This is a genomic window from Zhihengliuella flava (assembly GCF_015751895.1).
GTDB lineage: Bacteria > Actinomycetota > Actinomycetes > Actinomycetales > Micrococcaceae > Zhihengliuella > Zhihengliuella flava.
This window is the reverse complement of sequence record NZ_JADOTZ010000001.1, coordinates 1,249,076-1,267,032: the sequence shown is the minus strand read 5'-3', so window position 1 is coordinate 1,267,032 and position 17,957 is coordinate 1,249,076. Positions and strand designations below refer to the sequence as shown.

Sequence of the window (17,957 nt, the reverse complement as noted above, 5' to 3'; positions counted from 1 at the left end):
TGACCCTTATGGCAAACGGCGCCCTCGCGGACGGTGCCGACGGCGCGTCAGCGCAGCGACTGCATGGGGCACTCGAACGGGTCGCGTGCCGAGAGGCCCACCCGATTCAGGTAGGCGATGACCTGCCGGTAGGACTCGCCGAGGGAGACCTCCGTGTAGGAAATGCCCTTCTCAGCGCAGAACGCCGAGACGATGCGCTGCGTCTTCGCCAGGTGCGGGCGCGGCATCGACGGGAAGAGGTGGTGCTCGATCTGGTAGTTCAGGCCGCCCATAAGGGAGGTGTTAAACCAGCTGCCGCGGATATTACGCGAGGTGAGGACCTGGCGCTTAAGGAAGTTCAGGGTGCCCTTCTCCGTCAGCATCGGCATGCCCTTGTGGTTCGGGGCGAACGAGGCACCCATGTACACGCCGAACACCGCCAGCTGCACGCCCCACGCGGCCGCGGCGATGCCCGGCGGCAGGAACACGAACAGCAGGGCCGGAACGATGAGCAGGCGCACGGCGAGCGTGACGATTTCCAGCGGGCGGCGCTTGACGCTGCCGCGGCCGAACACAGTCTGCAGGGCGTCGCGGTGCAGGTTCAGGCCCTCCAGCAACAGCAGCGGGAAGAACAGGTAGCCTTGGCGCTCCGCGATCCACTTCAGGACGCCGCGGCGCTCGGCCATCGCAGCCGGGGTAAACGCGACGACGGGGTCCTCAATGTCCGGGTCCGAACCGATGGTGTTCGGGTTGGCGTGGTGCCGGTTGTGCTTGTTGTTCCACCAGGAGAAGGACAGGCCCACAAAGAGATTGGACAGGACCAATCCCACCCACTCGTTGGTCTTGTGGCTGTTGAACACCTGCCGGTGCGCGGCCTCGTGACCGACGAACGCGATCTGGGTCAGGAGGATGCCGACTCCGGCGGCGACCAGCAACTGGAACCAGGAATGCCCGATCAGCACGGACGTCACGCCGCAGGCGACCAGCGCCGTGAAGAGGCCGCCGAGCAGCCAGAGGTAGAAGCCGCGGGTCTTGTTCAGGAGACCGGCGTTGCGCACCTGCTTGAGCAGCTGCGAGTAATCGCTCGTGGCGCGGGTACGGGTCCGTTGCTTGGGTGCGGGGCCGTCGGAGACGGCGGTATTCGTCATGCGGTACTGCGTCCTTGGTGGTGAGAAAACCGAAGGCGCATCCGACGCAGACGATCTTGAATGTAACGGCCCGCCGCGCCGGTAGACATAAAGCGCGGCTGAAAGGCCAAGGTCCTTCTACTCTACGGTAGGAAACAGCCGCTGCACAGAGCATTTCGCCCAGAATGGGCTGTCAGTCCGCTGGTAATCCGGGACACGCGCGAGCCGGCGGGTCAGCTGACGATCGCCCGCAGGGCCGAGGCCAGATCCCGGTGCTGGAAGGCGAACCCGGCGTCGTCGAGCACCCGGGAAGTGACGTGCCGCCCCGTGAGGGCCAGCTCCGGATCGGTCCGCAGGACTACTGCGCCGAGGCGCAACAGCGGCGCCGGCGTGCTCACGGCCACCGACTTCACGGGGGCCAGGGCGGCGCGCAGCGTCCGCATCAGCTCGTCATTGCGGACCGGCTCCGGGGCGGCCGCGTGAACGATGCCGGAGGGCACCACCGTCTCCTCGAGACCCAGCATGCCGCGGACGATCGCCAGCCAGTCGGCCAAGTGGATCCAGGAGAACCACTGCTGGCCGGACCCCACGCGCCCGCCGAGGCCCCTGCGCGCGAGCCCGGCCAGCCGGTCATACGCGGGGCATTCCTGCTCCAACACAATCGACGTGCGCAGCACATGCAGCCGCTCAGTGTTCGCGCCAGCCGCCGCCCGTTCCCACGGCTCCGCGACGCCGGTCATCTGCGGCAGCGCACCCGCGGTGGTGGGCAGCGGGGAATCCTCGGTCAATCGGGCGTCTCCCGCGTCGGAGAAAATCGCGGTGGTGCTGGACTGCACCCACGCCTCGACCGGGCGCGGCAGCTGCTGGCTCGCCTCAACGAGCGCCCGCGTGGAGTCCACGCGGGAATCCCGCAGCGCCTCAACGTTGAGCGGGGTGGGCCGCACGTCCACCAGCTTGCCGGCCAGGTTGACGACGGCGACGCGCTGCCCGGACGCCGCTTCTAGTTCACCGGCCCACTCGGCCACCGTCCGCCCGTCCCACACCGCCTGTCGGAACGGAAGCGCCGGGTTCGGGTTGCGCGTCAGCAGCACCACGTCATGTCCGCGGGTCATCAGGTCCGCGGCCAGGTGCCGCCCCAGGAAGCCGGTGCCGCCCGGGATCACCACCTTCAGGCTGGTGCAGGCGGCTGATGTGGATTCTGTTGCGGCGGGAGTTACTGGCGGGGAGTGTGCAGCAGAGGACGACGGCGCCGCGGCCGCACGCTTGCTGCGCCGTCCGCGCTTCGGGGTCGCCCCAGACGGGTTCGCGGACTCGGCGGCCTCGGCGGGCGTGGCGCTACCCGTGTGCTCGGCAGTGATCAGCGCGTAAAGCCGCGCGCAGTTTTCGGCGAAGTGGGAGGCCAGCGGTCTGGCGGCCAGCTCCGCGAACAGGGGGGAGAGGGCGCCGTCCACCGAGATGCGCTGCCGCAGCAGTGTTCCCGGCAGGTCGGTGGGTTCGCCGTCGTTCGTCCGTGTGCGCACCGTGTGCGGGATGACTTCCCAACGGGCCAACAAGCCGCCGCCAGGCTGCTGCTGGCGCCACGCCATGCTGCCTGCGCTGGAAGTGGCCGCGCCGCCGTCGTGCTGTCTTTGATCCCGTGGTGCCCTATGTCGAGGTGTTGAGTCCGGCCGCGGCGGCGTCAGTTCGGTGACGACGGCGTCCGGCGCCGTGCGTGTGTGGACCGCGCCGATGAGTGGCGGGTTGGGAATGTAGGCGAGGCGGGTGCCCCGGGAGATGGCCTCGTCAGCGGACTCCGCGGCCGGTTGCGCGCCGTTCGACGCGAGGGAACCCGACGGCCGCAGTGAAGCGACCGCCGGGTTCCATTCGGGCAGCCTGGCCGGGTTGCCGACGATCGCCCAGACGGACGAGGCCGGTAGCGCCAGGAAGTGCTCTTGGGTTCGGATCCACGCCATAACGCCACAGTAGCGTTAGCGGCGTGGGGTCCGCAGCGCTATGACGCCGTCTAGGCGCGCTTCTTGCTAATGAAGCCCCAAATCACGAGCACGATCAGCGAACCGATGATGGCCCAGATCCACGTGGCGAGGTCGAAGAAGCCATCATTGGTGGACGCGCCGAAGAGGGCGCTACCAATCCAGCCGCCGAGCAGAGCGCCGACGATCCCGAGGAGCAGGGTGGCGATCCAGCCGCCGCCTTGCTTGCCCGGAAGGATCGCCTTGGCGATGGCGCCCGCGATCAGACCAATCAGAATCCAACTCAAGAAGCCCATGATGTACCTCTTTTCTGTTCGGCCCCGACGGGTTGTCAGGACTCCTAGGGGTGAGCGTAGCGAATCATGGCTGATCTGGGCAGATATGGTGCAAAGAAATTGAGTTCACGCTTGCGCCGCGTTCCTTAGGCGGCCGCGAGCCTAGCCGCCGAGGGCTGTGCCACGCCGGCGCCGCGGCGGAGCATGAACACGTCGAAAACCGTGCCGTGCAGCATGGCGCGGGCGCCGGTGACGTGATCGCGCACCCAGGCGACGCCCATGGATTGGGCGATCGCCTCGATGTGGCCCGCGTAGAGAACCTCGCCGAAGCGGCGTACCTCGACGAGGTCCCCGAGGACGAGGGTGGTGACGTCGCTGATCCGGATAGCCGATTCGTTCATGATGTGCTCCTGGTGTGGGACGGGGCGGAGTGGCCGCTCGCGCGGCGAGGACCGTGTCATCCCAGATAACCGGCACTGTGTTTCGGGTCCGTTTCCGCCCGGTGAGGGGCGGGTAAGACGACGGCGGGCCGCCCGTGATTCGCATCACGAGCGGCCCGCCGCTGAGGAGATTGCTCGGCGCCGCGGTGGCGCCAGTGGAGCGGAACGTTAGTTCTTGATCTGCTCCATCTCGCTGGTCATGGTCTCGAACTCCTGGAAGATCTCCTTGTTCTTCTGCGGGGAGATCGAGGAAACGATCACCGCAACCAAGGTGGCCAGAATGAAGCCCGGCACGATCTCGTAGAGATCGAAGATGCCGCCCTCGAGGTAGCTGCCCCACACGAAGGAGACCACAGCGCCGACGATCATGCCGGCGAGGGCGCCCGTGGCGGTCAGCTTGTTCCAGAACAGGGCCAGCAGGATGATCGGGCCGAAGGCGGCGCCGAAGCCCGCCCAGGCGAAGCCGACCAGGTCCAGGATGTTGCTCTCCGTGTCGAGGGCAATGAGGCCCGCGATCAGGGCGATGATCAGCACGCCGAGGCGGCCGTAGATGATCTGCTGCTTCGGGGTCAGCTCCTTGCCCGTCATGAGGAACAGGTCCTCCACAAGGGCGGAGGAGGAGACCACCAGCTGCGAGGAGATCGTGGACATGATGGCGGCCAAGACGGCGGCCAGCACGAAGCCGGCGATCAGCGGGTGGAACACGATCTGGGACATGTCCAGGAAGACCGTCTCCGGGTTATCCAGCGGGGTGCCCTGGTTGGTGAAGTAGGCCAGGCCGATGAAGGCCACGGAGACGGCGCCCAGCGCGGTCAGGATCATCCAGCTGATGCCGATGCGGCGGCCCACCTTGGCATCCTTGGCGGAGCGCAGGGCCATGAAGCGCACGATGATGTGCGGCTGGCCGAAGTAGCCGAGGCCCCACGCCAGCGAGGAGATGATGCCGATGGCCGTGATGCCGCCGACCATGGAGAAGCGGTTGACGCCGGCCTCCGCGTTGGCCGCCTCGATGCCTGCGGCCAGGCCGTCGCCGCCCATCATGAAGAAGGCAATGATCGGCACTAGGATGAGGGAGATCAGCATCAGCAGGCCCTGCGCGACGTCGGTCAGCGTAGCGCCCAAGAAGCCGCCGAACAGGGTGTAGCTCAGCGTCACCACGGCGACCAGCAGCATGCCCCAGATGTAGGGCAGACCGAAGGAGGCCTCGAAGAAGGTGCCGCCGGCGACCATGCCGGAGGAAACGTAGAACGTGAAGAAGACCAGCACGATGGCGCCGGCAATGATGCGCAGCAGGCGGGACTTGTCACGGAAGCGGTTCTCCAAGAAGGAGGGGACCGTAATGGAGTTGTTGGAAATCTCGGTGTAGGAACGCAGACGCGGCGCGACGAACTTCCAGTTCAGCCACGCGCCGATGGTCAGGCCGACAGCAATCCACGCCTCCACGAGGCCTCCAGCGTAGATAGCACCCGGCAGGCCCATGAGGAGCCAGCCGGACATGTCGGACGCGCCAGCGGAAAGTGCGGCAGTTCCCGGCTTCAGACGGCGTCCGCCCAACATGTAGTCGTCAAGGTTGGACGTCTGCCGATAGGCATACACACCGATTGCGATCATCGCGGCGAAATACACGATGATCGCAATGGTCTGGAACGTTGTATCAGTCATTATGTCCTCAGTTGGCGGAATGAACAGCTTCTGAGTATGACACCCTGCCGCGTAGCCTGTATCACATCGTGATAAAACCGTTACATGTTTGAGATGATGTCCGCCTCGGCGGCGAGGAGTGTCGCTTCCTCCTCCAGCGCGGCCCGGACGGCCGCCACCGCCGGGTTCGACGCCGTCGAATCACGGATCGCTGTGAAGACCTCCCGGCGGGGCCATTCGGGCAGCTCGATCATGCGCGCGCCGGGCTCGCGCTGGGTCCAAATCAGGTCCGGCAAGAGGGCGACGGCGTTGCCCGATTCCACCAGTTGGACGTGCGCCTGCAGGTCCGCCGTTTCATAGCGCACGTCGGGCTCGAATCCGGCCAGTCGGCACACCTGCGTGGCCCAGTGCCGCAGGGCCGATCCGGCCGGCTCCATGACCCACGGCAGCGGGGCCGCATCCTCCAGCTTGTCCACCCGGAAAAAACCCTCCGGGGTGTCCGGGTGATGGGGCACCGCCAGCCGGATGGCATCCCGTAGCAGGGGCTGCCGGTCCAGGCCGGGAAAATGTGGTGCGGAATGCCCGGGATACTGCTCCGCAACGACCAAATCGAACTCCCGCACCCACGTCTCCCGCAGGGCCGTTTCCGGCTCGTGCTGGTACATCTGCACGCGCACGTCTGGGTGCTCCTCGCGCAGGCGGCGGAGCGTGTTGGGCATCAGGGCCAGAGCGGCCGTTTGGAACACGGCAACCTTGACGGTTCCGGTGATCTCCGTTTGACTCGCAGCAAGGGCGGCTTCGGTCCGCTCCAGCGAGGCCAGCAACTCCTCGGCGTGGGCCACCAAAACCTGCGCCTGCGGGGTGAGCTGGACCTGGCGTCCGGCGCGGCGCAACAGTTCCACTCCGGCCTCTTTTTCCAGCGCTGACAACTGCTGCGAGACGCTCGACGGGGAGTAGTTCAGCTCCGCCGCAACCTCCACGATGGTGCCCCGAATACTGAGTTCGCGAAGCAGCCTGAGCCGCCGAATATCGAGCACGAATATCCCCCGTTCGCATCGTTCGGTTTTCCTTAACTGTACTCGTCGGAATTCTTCGTTTTTGCGGCGCGTTACTCTCGCCCATAATCATCTGCATGACATTGCACTCCACTCCTGAGGCGGGCGCACAGCAGGTGCGCCCGCGGGACCTGGCCGATGACGCCATCGCCCTCGTCCGCCGCTGGCTGAGCGAAGCCGCGGAAGTGCCCGCAGATCCGGCCGCGCAGCGGCTGGCGGGCGTTCTCAAGGACCCGAACGGTCTGGCCTTCACGGTCGGGTTCGTTGACGGCGTCGTGCGCCCGGAGGACAACTCCGTGGCCGCACGCAAACTGGCGGAACTGGCGCCCATGGTGCCCAGCTTCCTGCCGTGGTATATGAAGTCAGCCATGCAACTGGGCGGCAAACTCGCGCCCGTGCTGCCTGACGTCGTCGTACCGATTGCGCAAAAGGTGCTTCGTCAGATGGTCTCGCATCTCATCGTGGATGCGACGGACCGCAAGTTGGGGCCCTCCATCCGCAAGATCACCCGCGAGAACACGCACCTGAACATCAACCTCCTCGGCGAGGCGATCCTGGGCGAGCGTGAGGCGGAGCGCCGCGTCGCCGGCACCGCCAAGCTGCTGGCGCGCGACGACGTCGACTACGTCTCCATCAAGGTCTCCTCCACGGTGGCCCCGCACAACCACTGGGCGTTCGACGACGCCGTCGAGCACATCGTCGAGAAGCTCGCTCCGCTGTACCGGCAGGCCGCCTCCTACTCCCCGCAGAAGTTCATCAACTTGGACATGGAGGAATACAAGGATCTCGAGCTCACCATGGCTGTGTTTGGCCGGTTGCTGGACCGTGAGGAGTTCAAGAACGTCCCCGCAGGCATTGTGCTGCAGGCCTACCTCCCGGACGCCCTCGGCGCGATGATCCGCCTGCAGGACTGGGCCGCCGAGCGCGTGGCCTCCGGCGGCGCCCCCATCAAGGTGCGCCTCGTTAAGGGCGCCAACCTGCCCATGGAAACCATGGACGCGGACCTGCACGAGTGGCCGGTGGCCACCTGGGGCTCCAAGCAGGATTCTGACACCAGCTACAAGGCGGTGCTGGACTACGCGCTGACGCCGGAACGGGTGAAGAACGTGCGCCTCGGCGTGGCCGGGCACAACCTGTTCGACATCGCGCTGGCGCACCTGCTCGCCGAGGTCCGCGGGGTTGAGTCCGCGCCGCGCCGCCCCGGCAGCATCCCGGAGCTCGAGTTCGAGATGCTCCTCGGCATGGCCACGGGACAGGCCGAGGCCGTCAAGCGCGAGGTGGGCTCCCTGCTGCTCTACACACCGGTGGTGCACCCGAACGAGTTCGACGTCGCCATCGCGTACCTCATTCGCCGCCTCGAAGAGGGCGCCAGCGAGGAAAACTTCATGTCCGCGGTGTTCGAGCTGGACAAGCACGAGCACCTCTTCCAGCGGGAAAAGGACCGCTTCCTCGCCTCCCTCGACGAGCTCGATTCGGAGCGGTTCGCCAACGGCGCCGTTCCGCCGCCGCACCGCGTCCAGGACCGCTCCACGGAGCTTGAAACGTACGACGACGCCGCGGCCGCGCGTTTCGAGGCCGGCTTCCGCAACACGCCGGACACGGACCCGGACCTGCCGGGCAACCGCGAGTGGGGCAAGGAGATCTTGGCGCGGGTGCCGGACTCCCAGCTCGGTGACGACCTGATCCGCGAGCACACGCTGGATTCGGCCGAGCAGGTGGAGCAGACCGTGCAAACGGCCCTGTCCGCCGCCGAGCAGTGGGCGGCGCTCTCCGGGGCCGAGCGCGCCAAGGTCATGGACCGCGTGGGCGTGAAGCTGGCGAACCACCGCGCCGAGTTCCTGGAAGTCATGGCCAGCGAATGCGGCAAGACCCTCGATCAGGGGGACCCGGAGGTCTCCGAGGCCATCGACTTCGCCCACTACTACGGGCATCTGGCGCGTGAGCTGGACACGGTGGAGGGCGCCGAGTACCACCCGAGCAAGCTCATCGTGGTGACCCCGCCGTGGAACTTCCCGCTGGCCATCCCGTGCGGCGGCGTGCTCTCCGCGCTGGCCTCCGGCGCGTCCGTCATCATCAAGCCGGCCAAGCAGGCCGCCCGCACCGGGTCCGTCATGGTCCACGCCGTGTGGGAGGCGCTCGACGAGGCCGGGATTGGTCGCGACGTGCTGCAGCTGGTTCAGCTCTCCGAGCGCGAGCTCGGCACCCAGCTGGTGAGCCACCCCGCCGTGGATCGGTTGATCCTCACGGGCGGGTATGAAACGGCTGAGCTGTTCCGTTCCTTCCGCAAGGATCTGCCGCTGCTCGCGGAGACCAGCGGCAAGAACGCCATCATCGTCACCCCGAGTGCGGACCTCGACCTCGCGGCCAAGGACGTGGCGTACTCCGCGTTCGGCCATGCCGGGCAGAAGTGCTCGGCCGCCTCCCTCGTGGTGCTGGTGGGCACGATCGGCCAGAGCCGGCGCTTCCGCGACCAGCTGCTGGACGCCATCCAATCCATGAAGGTGGGCTACCCCTCGGACCCGAACACCCAGATGGGGCCCATCATCGAGCCGGCGCAGGGCAAGCTGCTGCGCGGGCTCACGCAGCTGGGCGAGGGCGAGCGCTGGATTTTCCAGCCGAAGCAGTTGGACGATTCCGGCAAGCTGTGGACCCCCGGATTGCGCATCGGCGTGCAGCCGGGCAGCGAGTACCACCTCACGGAGTACTTCGGCCCCATCTTGGGTGTGATGACCGCGGAGACCCTCGAGGAGGCCGTTGAATACGTCAACGCCACCGACTACGGCCTGACCTCCGGGTTGCACTCCCAGGATCCGGCCGAGCTCGAGTACTGGATCGAGCACGTGGACGCCGGCAACCTGTACGTCAATCGGGGCATCACGGGCGCCATCGTGCAGCGCCAAGCCTTCGGCGGGTGGAAGAAGTCCGCCGTGGGCGCGACGACCAAGGCCGGCGGACCGAACTACCTGGTGGGCCTCGGTAACTGGACGGATCAGCCGCTCGAGTCCATGGGCGCCGCCGTGGCGGGCGCCCCGGCCGCGCTGCTGGACGCCGCGCGTGGCCTCCTCGGCGAGGAGCACAGCCGGTGGTTGGCCGCGGCGCTGGCCGACGACGTCGTGCAGTATGAGCGCGAGTTCGGCGCCACCCGGGACCCGTCCGGCCTGCAGGCCGAGCGGAACCTGTTCCGCTACCGCCCCGTCCCGGTGACCATCCGCCTCGGCGGGGAGCCCAACGAGCGCCGCGTCGCGGAGCTGTTCCGCGTGGTCGGCGCGGGCCTGACCGTGTGGCAGGGCCACGGGCACACCGCCCCGGGCGGGCGCGTGACCGTGTCCGTGGAGGACGTCTCCGACGACGTGCTCACCACGCTGCAGAACGCCGGCGTGCGGGTGGTCGAGGAGAACAACGAGGACTGGGAGCTGCGCTTGGCTCAGCTCGGCGCGGCCGAAGGCCCGCACGCCTCCAGCCGCATCCGGCTCATCGCCGAGGACCTCGAGGCCGCGACGACGGCGGCCTATGAGGCCGCGGAGGGCGCGCCGATCGTGGCGATCTACTCGCAGCCGGTGACGTCCGCCGGGCGCGTGGAGATGCTGCCGTTCGTGCACGAGCAGGCCGTGTCCATCACGGCGCACCGCTTCGGAACGCCGGACCACCTGAGCGACGACGTCATCCAGGTGACCGCCTGAGCTGCCGTGGTTAGGTAGAACGAGAACAACACCGCGCCCCGGACCGACTCTGGTCCGGGGCGCTTTGTTGTGTGCCCGGCCGATTCAGCGGGCCGAGCCGCGCTGCCCGAGCGGCACCGCCCGCGGCCGGAGTGATTTGAGGACTTTCATGGGGAAGCGTGAATTAACGCGCTGGATGCCCTCGGTGTCCATGATCGTGGAGGTCAGGAAGGTCTCGAACTCGTCGAGGTCCGCGACGGCGACGCGGACGGAGTAGTCGGGCGAGCCGAACATGCGGTGCAGCTCCAAGACTTCCGGGCGGGCCAGCATCATCGACTCAAAACGGTCCACAATCTGCGTGGAGTTGGTCAGGTCCACATCCACGAGGACTTCAAAAGCCTGGCCCACCGCGGCCGGATTGATGTGCGCCTGATATCCGGCGATGACGCCGTCCGCCTCCAACCGGTGGACCCGCCGCAGGCAGGGGCCGGGCGTGAGATGCACCCGCTCGGCGAGGTCGACGTTGGAAAGCCGCCCATTTTCTTGGAGGGCCTTGATAATGGCTTGATCCGTTTGATCCATGATCAAATATTGCGCCTCCTGCTTTCTTGAGTGCAATCTTTGCTATCGCGTGCCCGGGAGATTGCGAAATATTTGAGTGGTGAGAAACGATCAACGTGAACTACTGCCGGCGGCCCACCTGCCGCCGGCCTCCGCGGACCACTCGCGTCCGCGCGGCGAGATCCGCGAGGGCATTCGGGCGTCCTTCGCGGCGGGCCTCGGCATGGTCCCCATCGGCGTCGCCTTTGGGATCTTGGTGGTCCAAGCGGGCCTGCCATGGTGGCTGGCCCCGGGGCTCTCCCTTGCCGCCTTTGCCGGATCGCTCGAACTCATCGTGGTGGGGTTGCTGGCCGCTGCCGCCCCGCTCGCGACAATCGCCGTCACGGCCGTGCTGGTGAACTTCCGGCATGTCTTCTATGCGTTCACCTTTCCCCTGTACGTCGTCCGCAGCAGGGTGGGCCGTCTGTACTCGGTCTACGCGCTGATCGACGAAGCCTACGCTGTCACGGCCACCCGGCAGGCTGACTGGACCGGGCGCCGGCTGCTGGCCATGCAAGTTGCGTTCCACACCTACTGGGTGGGCGGAGGGCTGCTGGGCGTCTTCCTGGCCCACTTCATTCCTGGCACCATCAGGGGGCTGGGGTTCGCCCTGTGCGCGCTGTTCATCACGCTGACCCTCGACGCCTGCAGGTCGGCGCGGCACGGGGTGACGCTGGTTCTCGCGGCCGCAAGCTTTGCGATCGCGGTGCTGCTGACGCCGGATTCTGCCCTGGTCGTGGCGCTGTTGTTGTTTACCGGGTCCTTGGTGTTCAGGTTTGCTCTGGTCCGGTGGTTCCGTGGCTGATCATGGGTACTTCATCGCGGTGCTCGCCACCGTCTTCGTCATCACCTTCGCGCTGCGCGCCGTGCCCTTTGCGATGCTCAAGCCCCTGCGACGCTCGCGCCTCGTCCAGGCCTTGGGCCTGTGGCTACCCGCTGGGATTCTGGCGATCCTCGCCGCCAGTACGCTCCTCGAGGCGGCTGCGGGCGAGGCGGAGGATCACCTCTGGTGGCAGGCCGCCTGTGCTGCGGCCGTCACCGCGGTGGTTCACCTCGCCTCGGGCCGGCGAACGCTGCTGAGCGTTAGCGCCGGCACCGTAGTGTTCGTGGTGCTCGCGAACACCACATGAGCGGGGCCGCGAGCGCTTAAACGCGCCAGCCCCCGGCTCGGCGACTGGGCCGGTCCAGGGGCTGGCGGGGGTGTTCTACTCGGCGTCGTGATCCGTCTCGAGGATCTTCACCAGAGTCTCCAGAGCCGCGTCGGCGCCCTCACCCTCGGCACGCAGGACCACGGTGGTGCCGTGCTCGGCGCCGAGGCCCATGAGGGACAGGATGCTGGAGGCGTCCAGCGCCTCCTCCGGGGCCTCGCCCTCGAGGGCGATCGTGACCTCGACGGGCTGTTCGGCGGCCGCCTCGGCGAAGATCGAGGCGGGGCGGGCGTGCAGGCCCACGCGGCTGGCGATGGTGGCGGTACGTTCTGCCATGACGTTCTCCTTGGGTGTGCGGTTGGTTCTGAGGGGGATGAGCTGAGGTGGTGCTGACTCTAGAGGCCGAACCGGTCCAGGTCCGGCAGCTCGGCGCGGACGGCGGCCTTGGCCTCGGTGGCTGAACCGGCCGCGAGGGCCAGGTCCGCCAGGCGCCGCGCGGTGGCGGCATCCACGGTCCGCAGGATCGCCGCCACGGCGGGCAGCGCCCGCCGATTCATCGACAGCGTCGCGACCCCGAGGCCCACGAGGACGACGGCGAGGGCCGGGTCCGCGGCGGCCTCGCCGCAGACGCCCACCGGCTTGGGTGCCGGGCGACCGGAGGCCGCCGCACCGCCGTCGCACGTGGTCCGAATGAGGTGCAGCACGGCGGGCTGCCACGGATCGTTGAGCTCGGCGAGGGCGCCCAATTGACGGTCGGCCGCCATGGTGTATTGCGTCAGGTCATTGGTCCCGATGGAAGCGAACTCGACGCGTTGCAGCAGTTGCGGGGCGAGCACCGCCGCGGACGGAACCTCCACCATGACGCCCGGGGTCTTCAGGCCCGCCTCGGCGCACAGCGCCGCGAACCGCTCCGCCTCGGCCGGGGTGGAGATCATGGGCGCCATGGTCCACACGTCCGCTGCGGTGGCCTCGGCGGCGTCGGCAATGGCGGCGAGCTGGCGGGAGAGCACGCCCGGCGTGGCCAGGTCCGTGCGGTAGCCGCGCACGCCGAGAGCGGGGTTCGGTTCCGAATCGTCGGTGAGGAACGGCAGCGGCTTATCGGCGCCGGCATCCAGAGTACGGACGACGACCTTGCGCCCGGGGAACTGCTCAAATACGGCGCGGTAGGCCGCCACCTGCTCCTCGTGGTCCGGCTCGGTGTCCTTGCCCAGAAAGCAGAATTCGGTGCGCAGCAGCCCGACGCCTTGGGCGTTCGCCGCCGCGGCCGCCACGGCGTCCTCCCCGCTGCCCACGTTGGACAACAGCGGCACCTCGGTGCCGTCGGCCAGCCGCCCGGCGCCGTCGAACGCGGGCAGCTCGGCCCGGTTGGCGTACGCCTCGGCGAGCTGTTCCTCCGCGGACCCCGGGTTGCGGACAATCGCACCATCGATGCCGTCGACAAAGACGAGGTCCCCGTCGGCCAGCGCCTCCGTGCCAGTGGCGGCCACGACGGCAGGCAGCCCGAGCGCGCGGGCGATGATCGCGGTGTGGGACTGCGGCCCGCCGTCGGAGGTGACGAGCGCGCGCACCTTGGTCGGGTCGAGGGTGGCGGTGTCCGCGGGGGCGAGGTCAACCGCCCAGAGGACAAACGGCTCGTCCGCGTCGGGAATCCCCGGGGCGGGGACGCCGCGCAGCTCCGCGACGATCCGGGCGCGCACATCCAGCACGTCCGTGGCGCGCTCGGCCATGTACCCGCCGAGGGCGGTGAGCTGCGTGGCGACGGCGTCGGCCGCCTCCCAGATGGCCGATTCGGCGCTGGTGCCGGAAGCCACCAGGCGGGTGGCGGACTTCAGCAGGGTGCGGTCCGCGGCCATGAGCGCGGTGGCCTTCAGGACGGCCGCGGCGTCGCCGGTGGCGTGCGCGGCCCGCTCCTTGAGGTTTGCGGCCACGGCCTGGGTGGCGGCCGTGAGGCGCTCCGACTCGGCCTCGGCGCTGGCGCCGTCGGGCAGGGGCGCACCATCGGCGGGGGGAGCCAGCGGCTCCGGCATGCGGCGGACCGGCCCAATCACGCGCCCGGCGCTGACGCCGACGCCCGCGAAGGCGGTGGGTTCGGTGGTGGTACTCATGCTGCAACCTTTGCTGCCGGCTCAGTGGGGGCGGAGGAGCGGGCGAACTTCTTCAGCGCCAGCACCGCGGCCGCCGAGATGACGGTGCCGATGACGGTGGCGACGATGAACAGGGGCCAGGTGCCGTCCATCGCGAAGAAGACGAAGATGCCGCCGTGCGGGGCCTGGCTGACCACATCGAAGCTCATGATGAGTGCGCCCGTCGTGGCGGCGCCGAGCATCGACGCGGGGATTACGCGCAGCGGGTCCGCCGCGGCGAACGGGATCGCGCCCTCGGAAATGAAGGCGGCGCCCAGCAGCCAGGCCGCCTTGCCGTTCTCCCGCTCGGCGAGGGAGAACTGCTGCGGGGCGATGGCGGTGGCCAGAGCCATGGCCAGCGGCGGGACCATGCCCGCGGCCATGACGGCCGCCATGATCATCAGCGGGGCCGGGTTCTCGGTGAGGGAACCGGCGCTCAGGCCGGCGACGGCGAAGGAGTAGGCTACCTTGTTGACCGGGCCGCCCAGATCGAACGCCATCATGAGGCCCAGGATGAGGCCGAGCACCGCCGCTGCGGTGCCCGTCATGCCGGACAGCCAGGCGTTCAGCGCCTCAGTCAGGGAGGCGATCGGGCCGCCGAGGAACAGGAACATCAGGCCGGAGGCGATGATGGAGGCCAGCAGCGGGACGATGACCACCGGCATCAGGCCGCGCAGCCAGCGCGGGACGGACCAGGACGTGATCCACTTGGCGGCCACACCGGCGATCAGGCCGCCGACGATGCCGCCGAGGAAGCCGGCGCCCATGAAGCCCGCCACGGCGCCCGCGGTGAAGCCGGGCGCGATGCCCGGGCGGTCCGCGAACGCGTAGGCGATGTAACCGGCCAGGGCGGGGACGAGGAAGCCCATGGAGAGGCCGCCGATCTTGAAGGCCACCGCCCCGAGGTAGGCGGCGAGCCCGCCCTCCGGCAGGTCAAAGAGCGTGTTTTCGGTGAGGATGGTGTCCGCGACGTCCGTGATGTCATACCCGCCGAGCAGGAAGCCGAGGGCAATCAGGAGGCCGCCGCCGGCGACGAACGGGATCATGTAGCTGACGCCGGTGAGCAGGGCGCGCTTCAGGGCAGCGCCAACGCTCTCGCGGCCTTCACCGGTGGACTGCCCCTCGCTGGAGGCAGAGCCCGAGGCCGCCGGAACGCGGGCGGCCTGCGGGTCGTCCGCCGCGGCCACGGCGCGGGCCACCAGCTCCGCCGGCTCATCGATGCCGCGCTTGACGGGGACCTGAATCACGGGCTTGCCCGCGAACCGGGCGCGGTCCCGCACGTCCACGTCCACGGCGAAGATCACGGCGTCGGCGGCCTCGATGACCTTGGCGTCCAGCGGCGTGGAGCCGGAGGAGCCTTGGGTCTCCACGGCGATCTCCACGCCGGCCTCCTCGGCCGCCTGGGCAATCGAATCCGCCGCCATGTACGTGTGGGCGATGCCGGTGGGGCACGCGGTCACCGCCACGAGGCGCTTGGCGCGGGTCGCTGCGCCCCCGGCCGGGGCAGGCTCGGGCGACGTCGCCGCGGCGGGCGCCGTCGTCGTCGTGCCCGCGTCCGTGGCGGCCGGTGCGGGGGCGACGACGCCGAGCACCAGGTCCACGACCTCCTGCTCCGTGGCGGCGGCGCGCAGGGCCGCGGTGAAGTCCTTCTTGACCAGCGCGCGGGCGAGCTTGGAGAGCAGCTTCAGGTGATCCTGGTCGGCACCGGCCGGGGCCGCGATGAAGAACACCAGATCCGCCGGGCCGTCCTTGGCACCGAAGTCGACGGGCGGGGTCAGCCGGGCCATGCCGAGGGTCGGCACGGTCACCGCGGCCGAACGGCAGTGGGGGATGGCGATGCCGCCGGGCACGCCCGTGGCGGTCTTCGCCTCGCGGGCCTGCGCGTCGGCGGCCAGCGCGGCGGCGTCCTGCGCACGGCCGGTGTCGGCGACGGTGGCCGCGAGCGCGTCGATGACGGCGGCGGAATCGGCGCCCAAGTCAGCGTCGAGGCGCACGAGCTCCGCGGTGATCAGATCCTGTGGGCCGGTGGCTGCGGTCCCTGGTGCATCGGTCATGGTCAATCCTTGGTGGTCAGGTCCGTGACGCTCACGGCGTCCTCGGTGGTGTGAGTGGGTGAGGGGATGGTGGAGCCGGGCAGCGAGACCGCCGCGGCTCCGTAGGCGACCGCCCGGCGCAGGCAGTCGGGGTGCGCGGCCCCGGCCGCGTGGGCCAGGAGGAATCCGGCGAGGGAGGAGTCCCCGGCGCCGACCGTGCTGCGGGCGGTGACGGGCGCGTGGGTGGCGTGCCACGCACCGTCCGCGGTGATCAACAGGGCCCCGGCCGCACCGAGCGTGGCGAGCACCGCCTCGGCACCCGCCTCGATCAGGCGGGCCGCCGCCGCGGCCGCGCGCGCCGGGTCCGCTTCCAGCTCCGCCTCGGAGGTGCCCGGGACGATCTCCGCGAGCTCCTCGGCGTTCGGCTTGAGCAGGGAGGGGACGACGGCGGGGCCGTCGGTCTCGGCGAGCCGAAGCACGGCCGTGAGCGGAGCGCCTGAGGTATCGAGCGCGATGCGCGGGCACCGTGCACCGAGCCGGGTGCGCAGGGCCGCCGTCAGGCGCGCGTAGAACTCCGCGCCCACCCCGGGCGGCAGGGAACCGGCGAGCACCAGCCAGCTGGCGCCGTCGGACGCGGTGGTGACGAGGCGCGTGAGCGCCTCCTGCGCCTCGGCGTCGAGGTGCGGGCCGGGCTCGTTGATTTTGGTGGTGGTGCCATCCGGCTCGGTGAGCGTGATGTTGCTGCGCAGCCCCGCGCCGATGGGCAGCGCCCGGTGGGGCAACCCGTCCGCGGTCAGGGCGGTGATCAGCGGATCGCGGGCGTCGCCGGGGAGCACGGCGAGCGTGTCCGCGCCCGCGGTGGCAATGGCGCGGGAAACATTGACGCCCTTGCCGGCGGCCTGCGCGGAGGTGGAGACGGCGCGTTGCACGCCGCCGCGGCTGAGCGGTGCGTCCAGTTCAATGGTGCGGTCCAGGCTGGGATTGGCCGTGAGGGTGACGATCATGCCAGCACCACCTCCACCTCGGCGGCCTCAAGGGCCGTGGCGAGTTCACCGCCGGGCGCGGCGTCCGTGATGACGGTGTCCACGGCGTCCAGCGCGGCGAAGCGGACCAACGCCTCGGCGCCGAACTTGCTGGAGTCGGCGAGCACGACGACGCGGCGCGCGGAATCGACGATCGCCGTCTTGACCGCCGCCTCGAGGTCATCCGGGGTGCTCAGGCCGAACCCGGCGGAGAGGCCGTTGGTGCCCACGAAGGCGATGTCCGGGCGGAGCGCCGCGTAGTGCTCCACGACGCGAGGGCCGATGGCGGCGCTGGTCAGGCCCCGGACCCGGCCGCCGACGATCTCCAGCTGAAACTCCTCGGCCGCGCCCAGCCGGGCGGCGACGGGCAGCGCGTGCGTGATGGCCAGCAGCTCACCCGCGCGGTTGCTGGCCGTATGAGCCAGAGCGGAGGCGAAGAGCTCGGTGGTGGTGCCGGCGTCGAGCACCACGGAGACGTCCCCGGACGGGAGCACGTCCAGCGCGGCGTCGGCGATCCGCTGCTTCGCGTCGGCGTGCAGCGTGGTGCGGGTGACGTGGCTCTGTTCCGTGGTGCTGGCGGAGGTGCTGGCGACGGCGCCGCCGTGGACGCGGCGCAGGGTGCCGGTGCGCTCGAGTTGCGCTAGGTCGCGGCGCACGGTCTCCCGGGTGATGGAGAAGCGGGCGGCCAGATCAGCGACCGTCACTTTTCCGTGTTCGGCGACCAGCGCGGCAATCAGCTGGTGGCGTTCTTCGGCGAACATGCGCCTCCTGCCTGTGCGGGGTGAGCCCGGTGCGGCCAGCGGCGTGATGGCGTAACGGGCGTCACATGAATCTGTGTTTCGATGACTTTATGCCCGAATGTGTGGCAACGTCAAGGGGGTGGGT

General features: G+C 69.2%; 15 protein-coding genes. 3 read left to right on the top strand and 12 right to left on the bottom strand.

Annotated features, from left to right (window positions below; genetic code table 11):
- Positions 1–47: 47 nt before the first annotated feature.
- The 6 genes from IW252_RS05785 to IW252_RS05760 form a co-directional block, all read right to left on the bottom strand.
- A complete protein-coding gene (locus IW252_RS05785; RefSeq protein WP_196835692.1) occupies positions 48–1,127 on the bottom strand; it encodes a fatty acid desaturase family protein in 1,080 nt (359 codons plus the stop codon).
- A 212-nt stretch (positions 1,128–1,339) separates the two neighbouring features.
- Positions 1,340–3,058: a DUF1731 domain-containing protein gene (locus IW252_RS05780; protein ID WP_231365923.1), complete on the bottom strand. Its 1,719-nt coding sequence runs from the start codon at positions 3,056–3,058 to the stop codon at positions 1,340–1,342.
- A gap of 50 nt (positions 3,059–3,108) precedes the next feature.
- Entirely contained in the window at positions 3,109–3,372 is a 264-nt protein-coding gene (locus IW252_RS05775) for a GlsB/YeaQ/YmgE family stress response membrane protein (protein ID WP_196835691.1), read from the bottom strand.
- Positions 3,373–3,497: 125 nt separating this feature from the next.
- Positions 3,498–3,752, bottom strand: coding sequence for a hypothetical protein (locus IW252_RS05770; protein ID WP_196835690.1), 255 nt, complete (start codon positions 3,750–3,752; stop codon positions 3,498–3,500).
- A gap of 207 nt (positions 3,753–3,959) precedes the next feature.
- Positions 3,960–5,453 (bottom strand): sodium/proline symporter PutP, encoded by a 1,494-nt coding sequence (gene putP, locus IW252_RS05765; protein ID WP_196835689.1) that lies wholly within the window; start codon positions 5,451–5,453, stop codon positions 3,960–3,962.
- 80 nt (positions 5,454–5,533) lie between these two features.
- On the bottom strand, positions 5,534–6,469 hold the full coding sequence (locus IW252_RS05760; RefSeq protein ID WP_196835688.1) for a LysR substrate-binding domain-containing protein: 936 nt from the start codon (positions 6,467–6,469) through the stop codon (positions 5,534–5,536).
- A 95-nt stretch (positions 6,470–6,564) separates the two neighbouring features.
- Here IW252_RS05760 and IW252_RS05755 point away from each other — a divergent pair, with 95 nt between their 5' ends.
- On the top strand, positions 6,565–10,167 hold the full coding sequence (locus tag IW252_RS05755; RefSeq protein ID WP_196835687.1) for a proline dehydrogenase family protein: 3,603 nt from the start codon (positions 6,565–6,567) through the stop codon (positions 10,165–10,167).
- Between the two features lie 84 nt (positions 10,168–10,251).
- Here IW252_RS05755 and IW252_RS05750 read toward each other — a convergent pair whose 3' ends face one another.
- Positions 10,252–10,728, bottom strand: a complete 477-nt coding sequence (locus tag IW252_RS05750) for an Lrp/AsnC family transcriptional regulator (protein ID WP_196835686.1) — start codon at positions 10,726–10,728, stop codon at positions 10,252–10,254.
- Positions 10,729–10,807: 79 nt separating this feature from the next.
- On the opposite strand from IW252_RS05750, the gene IW252_RS05745 reads away from it, so the two are divergent.
- Together IW252_RS05745 and IW252_RS05740 are read left to right on the top strand one after the other, a co-directional pair.
- Positions 10,808–11,551 carry an AzlC family ABC transporter permease gene (locus tag IW252_RS05745; RefSeq protein ID WP_331271458.1) on the top strand — a complete coding sequence of 248 codons (744 nt, stop codon included), beginning with the start codon at positions 10,808–10,810 and terminating at the stop codon, positions 11,549–11,551.
- Complete coding sequence (locus IW252_RS05740) at positions 11,544–11,876, top strand: AzlD domain-containing protein (RefSeq protein WP_196835685.1); 333 nt, start codon at positions 11,544–11,546, stop codon at positions 11,874–11,876. The genes IW252_RS05745 and IW252_RS05740 overlap by 8 nt, the downstream gene beginning before the upstream one ends.
- 75 nt (positions 11,877–11,951) lie before the next feature.
- On the opposite strand, the gene IW252_RS05735 is transcribed toward IW252_RS05740, so the two are convergent.
- The 5 genes from IW252_RS05735 to IW252_RS05715 are packed head-to-tail and all read right to left on the bottom strand — an operon-like array spanning position 11,952 to position 17,833.
- The gene (locus IW252_RS05735; protein WP_196835684.1) at positions 11,952–12,230 is read right to left on the bottom strand and encodes an HPr family phosphocarrier protein; all 279 of its coding nucleotides are present in this window, start codon (positions 12,228–12,230) and stop codon (positions 11,952–11,954) included.
- Between the two features lie 59 nt (positions 12,231–12,289).
- Entirely contained in the window at positions 12,290–13,999 is a 1,710-nt protein-coding gene (locus IW252_RS05730) for a phosphoenolpyruvate--protein phosphotransferase (protein WP_196835683.1), read from the bottom strand.
- Positions 13,996–16,071 (bottom strand): PTS fructose transporter subunit IIABC, encoded by a 2,076-nt coding sequence (locus tag IW252_RS05725; protein ID WP_196835682.1) that lies wholly within the window; start codon positions 16,069–16,071, stop codon positions 13,996–13,998. Before IW252_RS05725 ends, IW252_RS05730 begins: the two co-directional genes overlap by 4 nt.
- Positions 16,072–16,073: 2 nt before the next feature.
- Complete coding sequence (locus IW252_RS05720) at positions 16,074–17,054, bottom strand: 1-phosphofructokinase family hexose kinase (protein WP_196835681.1); 981 nt, start codon at positions 17,052–17,054, stop codon at positions 16,074–16,076.
- A complete protein-coding gene (locus IW252_RS05715) occupies positions 17,051–17,833 on the bottom strand; it encodes a DeoR/GlpR family DNA-binding transcription regulator (RefSeq protein ID WP_196835680.1) in 783 nt (260 codons plus the stop codon). Before IW252_RS05715 ends, IW252_RS05720 begins: the two co-directional genes overlap by 4 nt.
- Positions 17,834–17,957 lie beyond the last annotated feature (124 nt).